Consider the following 12,609-nt stretch of genomic DNA (forward strand, 5'->3'; position numbering starts at 1 on the left):
TTTTATTTTTTATTATTTACTTTATCTAAAAATTCATATATATTGTTTTGTGCGTTATTAAATTTTTTAGCATTGTTTTTTTCGATATTAAATGGATATAGAAATTGATAAGCATCACTCATTAACGATGATCCATGAGCAATGTATTCTTTTGCTAAATCCATTGGAGTATAGAATTTTATATTTTGACTCGTTCCATTCAATACTACATTAACCCCATCCTTAGCATAAAAGCCTCGTTGCTTAGTATAACCGTGATTAAATGCTCTAGCAATATAAGGTAATAAATATGACTTAATTGATGATTTTTTAATTTTTTCATAGTCAGTTATAAAATTCTTAAGTTCGTTATTATTAATTCTTGGTAATGTTCATCCATTTGCTAGCATATTAATGCTGAAGTTTTGTTCGTAATTTTCACCAAAGAATAAGTATCCAATTTTTCTATCATATGATCCATCTGACCAGTTTTCAGATATTATTCTGACTCTTGTGTTTGCTGGTAAAATACTTTCAACATATTCACTATCTAAATGTGCAAGTTTTTTTTCTCTTTCTGTAACGTCACGAACATTTTGTTCTAATGTATCTATTAATGCTATTCTTATTTTAATCTCATCACCAACATTAAAAGCTGTTGTTCTTTCGTTTTTTTCTAAAACACGAACTAGCATTGTATCGCCATCATAAATTTTAACAATCTCTGCATCAATGGCTGAATAAACTTCTCAAAGTGAGATATTAACAGTTTCTTCTTCTCTTGTTTCAAGGTTTTTGATTCTTGTTATATCAACTTTTTGATCAAAAATGTTTCCAACCTTATCGATATTTTCCTTTTCTACACTAAATGTAGAATTTAATTGCAATTCATCGTAATACTTAGCATCTTTATTTACACAAGAAATAGCAACTAATGGCATTGCTAATGTTGGAGTTAATAAGAAAAATGGTATTTTTTTCATGTAAACCTCTGCGAAAAAACAAACACATCTAAAAAGTGTGCATGTTTTTCATAAACTTATATTTATTTAAATAATTCGTGAATTTTAGCTAAAAATTGCTCGAATGTAACTACTTGATTTGCTGCAACTGAGCCAACAAGATTTCTTCCAGCTGTTCCAATTGCATCTCTTAATTTATCCGATAAAACTGATGAAATATCTTCAGCAGCTTGATATTTATCGTCTTTACCAATTAATTTAAAGTTATCAAAAGCAATCTTGTTTGCTTCATTTAATTTTGAATGTGCTGTATTTCCATCTTGGAAATATGTAGTTGTTGGCGAAATATAGTTACCATATTGGTTGAATGCATCAATTGCGTGAATATTTTGGAAATTTTGTTTCTTTTTATCTCTACCAATTGAAATATTTGAAATGTTTTGATTAAATAATCATTTTACAAATAATTTGGTTGCATTATTTTCTCTTTCATTTGCATGAACTAGAACTAATGAAGGTCCTTGAATGAAAACAGATTTTTTATCTTCTTTGCCTTTTGTTAAAGGAGCACTAATTCAATCAGCATCTTGTTTATTTAATAATTTATCTGCTGTAATTGTTTCTTTTTGTACTAATGAAGGATCAATTAAAATATATTTCTTACCATCATTTTTAAATATTGTTCCAAGAGCAATAACTTTTGATCTATCCGATTCTTGTACAGCGTATTTTTTATTATTTGAAAATATAATGTTTGTTCCATCAAAATCTAATTGATACAATTCATAATTAGGGTGTTCTGTTGATTTTGTAGTAACTGTTGTTTCTGCTTCTTCTGATGAGAATTGTTTATCAAATCTTCCGACAGTTGTACCTTCTGGTAAATTAAATGCAAAAATGTTATTAGTGTATTTACCACTTTTAATTTTTAATTTAATTCCTTTTGCTTTTTCCTCTTCATTCGAAGCGCTCAAGGTAGCTTCGTTAGAAACTGTATTTGGTTTTTCACCAATATATTTAATTTCTTGATTTCCATCTCTTACAAATGTATGAGTAAATCCTGCTGTCGAACCAATACTAATAGCCATTTTATGTCTAGTTAATAAGTTTGAACCATATGAACCACCACCACCAATTCAAACAGCACCAACTTTAATACCATCAAAAATTGTTTGTAGTAATTCCTTAAATAAAGTGTTTTGTGCAGTGTTTTCTTCTAAGAATGATTCATAATCATAACCACCAGTTATTTCATGAGCTGAAGAAGGTGTTATGTATTGTTGTGATTTATCACCTTTTGTCTTAGAAACGTTCATAACATTAATAGCTGATGCTAATGAGTCAATACCGATTATAGCTTTATTCAAATCTGCTGGATATAATCTTTTTGCTGCTATTGCAAATTTAATTAATTCTGCATATGAAGTAAAAATATCATCAGAAAGAACTAAATTCATTTCTTTAATAGCTTTATTTCTTGAATCTTCATCTGTTGCTTTTGCATTTTTTCAATCTTCATCAACAGCCTTACCATCAGATTCTTTAACGCTTTCATAGTAATCGATGTATTTTTTCAATAAGGTTGTATTTGTACCTTCTGTGTATTGAACGCCTTCAATTTCTTTTAATTCTTTTAGCATTTTTCCAAGTACAACTTTGTTAACTGCTTGCATTTCTGAAGAACGTGAAAACGGAACAACTCATTTTTCATTCTTTTGTATATTTCCACCGATTTCTTCGTTTACATTTTTGAATGCTGGGGCGATGCCTAAGGATTCATATGTTTCATTATCTAAACTTAAGTTCATGCTGTATTGAGCTAAAATTGAAGCTGCTGTTGGGTAGTTAACAATAATATTTCAAAATGTTTTTTGTTCCTTAGCTGATAATTTTGTTGTTAAAGGACCTGTACTGTATCCATTTGGTAGAAAATCAATCGCTACTGGTAAATAACCCTGATTTACTCTTTGTAATTTTTCTTCATCTGTTCCTGAATTTAGTCAATTATTATATTCAGCAATAATTGCTTTCATGGCAACACCTTGGTCGTTTGTTTCAGAAAATCCTGTAGCAAGTTTTAATATACCATCATCTACTTGATCAAATTTTGCTTCTTGCTTACATGAAGCTAAAATAAGAGGTAGTGAAAATGCTGATAATCCGCCCACTGAAATTAAAAATTTTTCAAATTTTTTCATTTTTTACCTTTCAATATAAATTTAATATAAAAATTTATGAATAAAAATAACTAATTTATAACTATAAATAAAAATACAACAACAATTAGAACACTAATCGTTGTTGTGCAATTGTATATATGAACTTTTTATTTTGTAATTCACATAATATATTTTATTATATTTTTATTTTATAAAATAAAAAATATGCAAATTACAAATTTTAACTTATAAACTAAATTTATAATAATAAAAAGAAACAAGAACTAAGTTCCTATTTTCTTTGCTTAATGATTAAAAATCATATTGATTAATTAATTAAAATAATTCAATTTCATAGATTGTTGTTTTGCCGTTAAATCTAAAAGGAATTACTATTTTTCCATCAGTTTTTTTATCAAATGATAATGCTTTTCTTGAAGAATTAGCATCTCCTGGGAATTCTATTTCTTTAGATTTTAGCATGTTAACAAATTTTTCATCAAATAAACCTGCTGTAAATGGTATTGTAGCAGTTTTACTTTTTGGTCCAAATGACAATGAGTTATCTTTTTTTGTTAATTTTATATATCCAAAGAAGTGTCTATTTTCAATATTGTCAGGTATTACAGTATTTGATAATTCATTAATTTTTTGTTTATTTTGATCACTAACTTCCATTTTTAAAATAGTCTTATTATTAATCATTTCAACAATTGCTTTTTGTTCTTCGGTTAGCTCTTCTTCTGTATTTTCTGCCTCGTTTTCAGTCTCATTTTCAACTGGTTTTTCTTCAGCATTTTTTGCTTTAATTTCATCGAATTTAGTTTGTAATGCTTGAATTGCTTCACTAATTGAGGCTGAAGTTGAATTTTCTTCTTCAACTTTAGCTTTTTGAGTATTTAGTTCATTTTCTAATGCTGTTTTGTCTTCTTCTTTGTCTGTTAGTTTTGTGTTTATATATTCTTCAACTTGGGTTTTTAATGTATTAAAGTTTTCTGTAGCTGTTCTTTTTGCTTCCGCTTCAGCTTCAACTTCTTGATCCTTTTCGCTTTTTGCGTCAGTTGCTTTTTGAATTGCAGCTGATATTTTTTCTGTAGCAGAAGTTAATTCTTCGCTTGTTGAAGTATCTGTTATGCCACTTTTAGCTTCAGTTAATTCGTTTTCAAAAGTGGTTTTTATATCTGCATATAAATCCCCTTCTAAAGATTTTTTAAATTCTTCTGCTACTGCAGATTTTGAATCATAGCTTTCTTTTGCTTGTGCCTTTTTAGCTTCTTCATCATCTTGTGTATTTTTTGAAGTTTTTGCTTCTTCCAATGCTGTGGTTAAACTTTCGGTTTTTGATGTATAAAATTCTACTGTTTTATTTGATTCCTCAGCTCGTTGAACCTCTGTTTTAACCTTATCAAGTTCACCTTGTAATTTATCTTTAATTTCTTTATATTTTTCATCCTCTAAATCTTGTGAAATATATGTTTCAACTTCGGTTATTTTAGCTTCATAAGATTCTTTTGAAGCTTCTTTTAGAGCTATTTCTTCATCAATTTTTGCTTTTTCTGCATTAGCTTCATCAATTGCTGATTGTAATGTTTTACTTGCTTCGTCATAGTTTTCTTTTGTTGAAGTCGCATTAATCGATGTTTCAATTTCGTTAATTATAGATTCTAGGTTTGTTTTTACAGATTGATATTTATCTTCTGTAATTTGATTTAAAACTTCTTTTGCTTCAGCTAGTTTTGATGTATATAATGCTTTTGTATCTTCTAATTCTTTTGTTTCTTTTGCTTCAGCTAGTTTAGAATTTAGTTCATTTTTTAATGTTGTATATAATTCTTCTGTTTTACTTTCATCATCAGCTGTTGTTTGAGGTTCAATTTCAGCTATTTTTTGTTCTAAAGTTTCTTTTATTGAACTATATTTAGCATCAGATAGCTCGTTTTTGATATATTCTTTTACCAAATTAATAACGCTTATTAATTCTCTTTTAGCCACATCTTTTTCAGATTCTTTTGTACTCATGAAATGTGATGTTTCTGCTAAAAATGTTTCTAAAGCTTTTTGAATTTCTTCTTTTGTTGATTCTTTTGAATTTAGGACTTTCTCAGCTTTTGCAATAGCTTCTAATAGTCCCTTTCTTTGATATTCGGTTAGATCTTTATTTGTTTCTAATTCTTGTTTGAATTTAGAAATTTCTTTTTCTAACTTATTGTCTTTTTTGTCTTTTGTATGTAAAACAATAGTGGTTGCAGTAACAGTTAGAGCAGTTGCTGCTGTAAGTATGCTTAAACCGATTAGTATCTTACTTGATTTCTTCATCTTTTTTGCCCCTTATAAAAATATTTTTATATACTTAAATAATATTATAAAAATTCAATAATTAATCATAATTTTAATTAAATTGGTTGTTAGATAAAAAAATAACTAGACTTTAAAATCTAGTTCATTCTTATCTTTTAATTAATGCAGATGATAAATATTTGTATTCAAAATTATTAAATGAAAGAAGGTAAAAGTCATTAAATGAATTGTAATTTTTTACCTTATTTAGTATGTAAAATTCATATATACTAATTGAAATAGATAATGAAAAAGTGTTGGCAACAAGAATTATTAATATTCTAATTATTGCTGAAAGGGGTTGATCTTCATTTCCTTTTTTATACAAGATTCCAATAACTGTTATTAAAATGGATTTAAAAACTATAGGCGCTAATATATCTAAAAAAATAATTCTTGTAATTGCAATTTTTCTTTGTTTATTAAAATTAGGAGTAATAAATGAATGAAGAGCAAAATCTTTTTCAATTTCATTTATTAAATTTTTATATTGAGGAGATGTTATTGTGTAATTTAATATGTTAGCAACAACTGAAATAAAGGCAGTTTTAGTTAATTGTTTTGTACTATTTTTCCCTTTATATATTTCAAGAGGTATTTTAAAATCTTTAAAGAAAACAAACTTAGATTTATTTTTTAATGAATTTAGATATGAATAATATGCAAAGTAATCTCTTATAAAAAGCCTTTTTATCAAATCTAAAAAAGTAAATGCTAATAAGATTGTAAGCATTCCAGAAATTAGTCCAGCAAAAATACTAACTAATACATCATTTACCACTTTAAAATTATCATCTTGAGAATATTTATTCTCAAAAATAGCAACAATATAAGTTATTAAAATTCAAACCATTATAATTGCTGATAATAATAAAATTAAAAATCAACTTGAATGTAGTTCGTGTTTTTTTATCTTCTTTAATTCTTGTTTTTTGTTGTTCATTTTATATCCTAGCTATTTAAATATTATATAAAATATAATAAAAAACGCTTGTATATTTAATAATAAGCGTTTTTGTAATTTGGTATATTTTTGATATATATGGTGCTCCAGACTGGACTTGAACCAGCACGGCTCTTAACCGGTTGATTTTGAGTCAACTGCGTCTGCCATTCCGCCACTGGAGCATATTTAAATATCTTAAATATTATAAATTATTTTTAAGATTGGTTAATATATTTTAAAAATAAAAAATTAAAATTAAAAATTTAATAAACTAATTTTAAATCAAATATATGGACTATAATTTTACATATGAATTTAGAAGAAATTTTTGAAGCCCAAAAAAAATTAGATAAGGCTTTTTTAGATAATATTACTAACAAAGATAAAAGATATTTCGGCACTAAAATAGTTATCGCATTACTAGTTGAATTGGGAGAATTTGCAAACGAGGTTAAAGCTTTTAAATATTGAAAAAAAGATAAAACTATTGATAAGTTAAAAATGCTTGAAGAATTTGCAGATGGTATTCATTTTATAACAAGTATCGCCTATCCCCTTGGGATAAAACCTATATTACAACCTTTTATAAAAAATAATAATTTTAATTTGCAACTAGCTCATACTTATAAATTATTTACAAATCTATTAAAATCTAAAACTGTAAAAAATGTTTTAAAGGCTTATGAGGCTTATTTGGGCCTTGGGTTATTAGTTGGGATTAATGAAGAAGATATAATTAATTCGTATCGTAAAAAGAATGAAACAAACTATAATCGAATAAAAAATAAATATTAAAAAAACTAACCAAAATTGAGGTTAGTTTTGTTTTTTTATAAATAAGAGTTAAAAAATTATTTGGCCATTTGTTCTGCAACTTCAGCTGCAAAATCAACTGTTTTTTTCTCAATACCTTCACCAACTTCAAATCTTTTAGCATCTACTAAAACTAGTTTTGAATCTGATAAATATTGACCAACCGTTTTACTATCATCCATTACAAATGGTTGGTATAATAAAACACCTTTTTCATTAAGTTCTTTTTTAAGTAATCCTGCTTTAATAGATTCTTGAATTTTTTCAGGTTTATTTGCAAGAGCTGGATTAGCATCTAATCTGTCATGAATTTCTTTTAATTCAATTTGGCATAAGCATTTTTCACTTAAATGAGATGGATTTAAAGCTGTAATGTGCATTGAAACATTTCTTAAGGCTTCTTGATTTGATCCTTCTCCTAAAATAATTGTTGCAACTCTATTGTTGGCATGTGTATACGCAGCAACAACTTGATTTTCACCAGCACTGAATTTTAGTGCTCTTCTTAAAGAAATTTTTTCACCAATTTTTGCTGTTAATAAACTTGTGTGATCTTCGATTGAAACACCATCAATTTTAATAGCTAATAATTCTTCTTGACTTGCAAAATCATTATTAAATAATGCTTCAGAAATTTTGTTTGCAAGATCAATGAATAATTCATTTTTTGAAACAAAATCTGTTTCTGAATTAAGTTCAAAAATAACTGCTGTGTTTTCTTTTACAACTGCTCTAACAATACCTTCGGCAGCAATTCTTCCTGCTTTCTTAGCGGCTTTTAAAATACCTTTTTCTTGTAATCAATCAATTGATTTTTCAACGTCGTTATCATTTGCTTCTAAAGCATTTTTAACGTCTAAAAAACCTAAGTTTGTTCTTTCTCTTAATTCTTTAATTTTTTTCAAATCTACTGACATATTTAACCCCTTACTTTAAATTTATTTACTTTCTTGACTTCTTGATTCTGTATTTCTTGAAAATCTTTTTTCTTTGTTTTCAACAGATCTTGGGTCTTCTGGAAGAACTATTTCTTCATTTGATTTATAAGCAAATAATTGAGCTTCACCTCTTGCTGAAGCAATAGCATCAGCTAAGATTGTAATAATTAATGTTAATGATTTTGCTGAATCATCATTTGCTGGAATAACAAAATCTACTAAGTCTGGGTTTGAGTTTGTATCGTGGATAGCAAAAACTTTTAATCCTTTTCTTTTTGCTTCTCTAATTGCAATTTCATCTTCAATAGGAGATGCAACGATCATAACTTGAGGCATTTGTGATCTGTTAGCTAATTTTCTAATACCACCTAAGTTTTTTTGTAATTTAGCAATCTTTTTATCATTTAGAAGACCTTCTTTTTTGGTGTACCCTTTGTATCCATTTTTTTGTAATTCTTCTAATCTTTCTAACTCTTTAACACTTCTAAAAATTGTTTGTGAGTTTGTTAATGTTCCACCTAATCAACGTTCAGAAACATAAACCGAATTTGTTCTTGCTGCTGCTGATTCAATAGCTGCTTTAGCTTGTTTTTTTGTACCTACTCAAATAAATGAGATTGGTTTTTGAGCCATTTTATTTAATAGCTTGTATGCATACTCTAATGTTTTTTGAGTTTTAGCAATATCAATAATATGAATTCCTGATCTCTTTCCATAAATGTATTGTTTCATTTTTGGATTTCAACGGCTTACTCTGTGACCAAAGTATGTTCCAGCTTCTAATAATTTTTCTCTTGAAACAATAACAGGTTCAGATGAAACTTGTTTTTGTTCAACTACTTTTTGTTCTGACATATTTTTCCTTTTAAAATTTTTATTTATTTGTTTTTCTTCCTTTTATTTCTAACAGTTAACACTAAGAAAGCACACGCTAACTGAATTCACAAAAGTGTTTGATAAATTAATATGTAATATGAATAATTTATCGATACCTTTTAGATTAATTCTAATTAAAAAGTACTTTCATATTTTAACATAATTTAAAAATTTATTTTTAAATAAAAAAACTGGTTAATTACAGCCCAGTTTTTAGGTATTATAAATCAATATAATTAAATATTAATTTCATTAAACCCTTGTTATTTACAAAAAAATTGTTTTTGCATATTTTTAAATTATTTTTTACATTTTTTAGTTGTTCTACAACTTTTGGTTCGTTGCTATTCTTGAATTTTGAAAAGAAATTACCATCAAGGCAAGAAACATAATGAAAATTTTTATTTTCTTCATTGTATTTAATAAATTCTATAATCTCATTTAGTTCAAGATTTTGAGCTCCACCAGAACCGTTTATTATTTTATGCTCAATTAAAAAAATATGTTCATTAACCTTTATTAAAATATCGGGATTTTTAAATTCTCTATTTTCTCTAAATTTAAAAGATATTGATTCTTCTTTCAAAATATAATTAAACAAATTAAGTTGTCCTTTATCCGGCAATATATAAGATAATTTCATTTTCTTAAAATCTTCTAATTCATTTGTTTTTTTAAAGCCGAGTGGTTTTAAAAAGGATTCTATTTTTTCTATGCCAATATTTGATTTTCTTCTACTACTAGATATATCAGACATAACTTGCAAAACAATATTACTGTATCCATGAAACTTGTAAATTTCATGACGGTTTTGAATATATAATCTAACTATCTTATCGATCAACGACAACTTATCACTATGTGGTAATGTATTTTTATTCTTAAACTGATAATAAGAATAATTTAGAACTTGAAAATAAGAACAAAATGGAGAATAATTTATATTCTCGACATTTTCCAATATTGAAATAATGTTATTTAATATTTCTACTTTTCTTTCGTTGTTTGTTTTACTAATATTAATAATATTTTTATATTCTTCGATGTAGTTCAATAACTTTAAATTTGAAACTACCAAATTATTTTCTTCCTCATCTTTATTCTTATTAATTACAACGACTCCACCTGGTCGATCAAAGTCGATGATTTGCTCTTCATGGTTTAAACTATATAAAAAGTAATCTAAATTATTCATAATTTATAAACTATTCCTTATCAATTAACTCAATAGATTTTTCAATAATTCATCTTGCTAATTTAAAGTCTAATCTTCTCCTTCTTACTCCATTTTTATTATTACCCTTAAATGGTGTTAAGATAACATCGTATGATTTTTCTCTTATATTCAACAAAATTTCATTACATTTATTAATAAGTTTTATTCTTTTATTAACTGGAATATCTACATATATTAAACTAAAATTTCTAGAAGATATTTTTACCTTTCGTTCTCAATCATAGTTGAATTTTTCTTTAAAATCAAAGGTAATAAAATTAATTGAATTACTACTATCAATAGCCCTTAACCCAAGCCATCCATTTTTATCATTAAAATTTATTTCAATATTGTTCTTTGGTTTTTTTCTATTATTCAAAATGTTTTGAAGATTATCTAAATATTTTTCGCCCTTGTAAATTTTTATCTTAGAAAAATCTTTATCAATTCCATCAAAGCAAACAACACATATAGGAACTTCGGTATCTGTGAATGGGTTTTGTTCAATTATTGTAATTGACGAAACTAAATTCATATTCCTAAAATTAGAATTTATGAATGATTCAGGAATTATTGCAACCGAATATTGTTGAGCTTTTATAATTCTATCAAGTGCTATTAGATAAATATCGTCATATTCAGATTTTAAAAAATAATTACTTAAATCAATATTTTTTCTTGAAGCCGAATGTTTTGCAATGTATGGAGGGTTTGTAATAATTATTGCATTTTTTATTGTTGGAATCGACAATAATGAATCATTTTTTTCTCATTTTAATTTCTCATCAATATCCAAACCTTTTATTGTCTTAAAATTAAGAATATCTTTTGCAACATTTAATAAGTCTCCTTGACCTGCAAAAGGATCGTATGCGATATCGCATTTACTATTGATTATAAAATTAAATATTTGTGGTTTTAACCACAATGATTCTTTTGTAAAAAATTGACCTAATTTAATTTTTTCATTGTTCATTTCCATAACCTAAATAAAGGATAAAAGCAATATAAATTAATTTTAACAAATAATAAAAATATCCCCAGCAAAAGCCGAGGATTTTTAATATATAAAATTAAATAATTTTATAGTAATTACTATCACTTAACATCTTTACGTGATAAAGGCATTGACATACAACGAGCATTTCCCATACCTAATGATAATTGGTTACCGTGGAATGGAAGCACTTTAATACCAGCAGCTTCTAAAGCAGCGTTTGTTTTTTCGTTACGTGAGTAACCAATTACAACACCTGGTCTAATTGCTAAATAGTTTGTACCATCAAAGTGTGTTTCTCTTTCGATATCGATTTGTGAAGCACCTTCTCCAGCAATAGGAATTAAGATAGGTTTTTTGTTAATAATTGATTCTAATAATCCTTCTAGAGGTAAACCATTTTCAACTGGTTGTGGTTCTTCTCCACCGTTTACTAAATCATAGTCTCAGAATTTAAATACGTCATTAGCAATTGGTGAGTACAAGAATTTATCTTTGTCTAACATTGTTAGTCATGTGTCTAGGTGCATTAAGTTTGTTCATTTTGGAACATTAATTGCAACAATACGTTTGAATTCACATTCTTTGTTAGCAACGATATTTTTAGCTAATAAAGTAACTGTTTCTAAGTCTGTTCTTTCTGAAACACCAACTACTAGTGTATTGTTGTTGTAGATAAATACGTCTCCACCTTCGATTGATAATTTTAATGAAGGGTCGTAGTATCATGGTGTGTTAACTAGTTTAGGGTGATTTGAGAATACAAATCTTGAGAATAATGTTTCACGTTGTCTAACTTTGTAACGCATGTAGTGAATTGTTACACCATTACCTACTGATGCAAATGGGTCACGTGTAAAGTATAGGTTTGGCATTGGGTCAACGATTAATTCGTGGTCTGCTTCAATACCTAAGTCATACTTAGTAATACCTGCCATCATCATTTGAATTAATTCTCTTGTTGATTTGATTGATTTTAAGTATGTTCTTACAACTGATTTTAGTTCTTCTGTTAAAACAGGTTCTGAATCTTCTAAAAATTCTTCAATTAAGTTATCTTTAGCTTCTTGTGATGCTAAATCATATGTTTCAGTAACTAAATCTGTTAATTCAACAACATTAATGTCGTTTGCTTTTAATTCAGAAACAAATAATTTGTGTTCTTTTCTTGCATCGTGGCTTTCTAAGATAGCTGAGAATAATAATTCATCTAATCTAGCTGGTGTAATGTAGTCAATTTCACGTCCTGGTTCGTGAACTAAAACTGATTCTAATTCACCGATTTCTGAGTAAACGTGAATTCCTTTAAATTTACTGTCAAATACAGACATTTAATTTTCCTTTCTAATAAATGATGTTATATGTATAAATTTGTTTTTTATATCA

At 26.7% G+C, this 12,609-nt stretch carries 10 protein-coding genes and 1 tRNA gene; 1 reads left to right on the forward strand and 10 read right to left on the reverse strand.

Annotated elements, in window-relative coordinates; all coding sequences use genetic code 4:
- Positions 1-2 precede the first annotated feature (2 nt).
- The 5 genes from V2E26_RS01815 to V2E26_RS01835 all read right to left on the reverse strand — a co-directional run bounded on the left by V2E26_RS01815 (position 3) and on the right by V2E26_RS01835 (position 6,565).
- Positions 3-962: a thermonuclease family protein gene (locus V2E26_RS01815; protein ID WP_330463165.1), complete on the reverse strand. Its 960-nt coding sequence runs from the start codon at positions 960-962 to the stop codon at positions 3-5.
- A 62-nt stretch (positions 963-1,024) separates the two neighbouring features.
- Positions 1,025-3,139, reverse strand: a complete 2,115-nt coding sequence (locus V2E26_RS01820) for a P68 family surface lipoprotein (RefSeq protein ID WP_330463166.1) — start codon at positions 3,137-3,139, stop codon at positions 1,025-1,027.
- A gap of 297 nt (positions 3,140-3,436) precedes the next feature.
- Positions 3,437-5,416, reverse strand: coding sequence for a hypothetical protein (locus V2E26_RS01825; protein ID WP_330463167.1), 1,980 nt, complete (start codon positions 5,414-5,416; stop codon positions 3,437-3,439).
- Between the two features lie 130 nt (positions 5,417-5,546).
- The gene (locus tag V2E26_RS01830; protein ID WP_330463168.1) at positions 5,547-6,380 is read right to left on the reverse strand and encodes a hypothetical protein; all 834 of its coding nucleotides are present in this window, start codon (positions 6,378-6,380) and stop codon (positions 5,547-5,549) included.
- 100 nt (positions 6,381-6,480) lie between these two features.
- Positions 6,481-6,565, reverse strand: a tRNA-Leu gene (locus V2E26_RS01835).
- A 127-nt stretch (positions 6,566-6,692) separates the two neighbouring features.
- Here V2E26_RS01835 and V2E26_RS01840 point away from each other — a divergent pair.
- The gene (locus tag V2E26_RS01840) at positions 6,693-7,178 is read left to right on the forward strand and encodes a dUTP diphosphatase (RefSeq protein WP_330463169.1); all 486 of its coding nucleotides are present in this window, start codon (positions 6,693-6,695) and stop codon (positions 7,176-7,178) included.
- Positions 7,179-7,234: 56 nt separating this feature from the next.
- Here the strand turns inward: V2E26_RS01840 and tsf are convergent, their stop codons facing one another.
- From tsf to arcA, 5 genes are all read right to left on the reverse strand, one after another.
- A complete protein-coding gene (tsf, locus tag V2E26_RS01845; protein WP_330463170.1) occupies positions 7,235-8,113 on the reverse strand; it encodes a translation elongation factor Ts in 879 nt (292 codons plus the stop codon).
- Positions 8,114-8,134: 21 nt separating this feature from the next.
- Positions 8,135-8,989 carry a 30S ribosomal protein S2 gene (gene rpsB, locus V2E26_RS01850; RefSeq protein WP_330463171.1) on the reverse strand — a complete coding sequence of 285 codons (855 nt, stop codon included), beginning with the start codon at positions 8,987-8,989 and terminating at the stop codon, positions 8,135-8,137.
- Between the two features lie 241 nt (positions 8,990-9,230).
- A complete protein-coding gene (locus V2E26_RS01855) occupies positions 9,231-10,205 on the reverse strand; it encodes a hypothetical protein (RefSeq protein WP_330463172.1) in 975 nt (324 codons plus the stop codon).
- Between the two features lie 10 nt (positions 10,206-10,215).
- Positions 10,216-11,202, reverse strand: a complete 987-nt coding sequence (locus V2E26_RS01860; RefSeq protein ID WP_330463173.1) for a hypothetical protein — start codon at positions 11,200-11,202, stop codon at positions 10,216-10,218.
- 119 nt (positions 11,203-11,321) lie between these two features.
- A complete protein-coding gene (gene arcA, locus V2E26_RS01865; protein ID WP_330463174.1) occupies positions 11,322-12,554 on the reverse strand; it encodes an arginine deiminase in 1,233 nt (410 codons plus the stop codon).
- Positions 12,555-12,609: the final 55 nt, after the last annotated feature.

This window comes from Metamycoplasma gateae, assembly GCF_036352135.1.
Taxonomy (GTDB): domain Bacteria; phylum Bacillota_I; class Bacilli_A; order Mycoplasmatales; family Metamycoplasmataceae; genus Metamycoplasma; species Metamycoplasma gateae.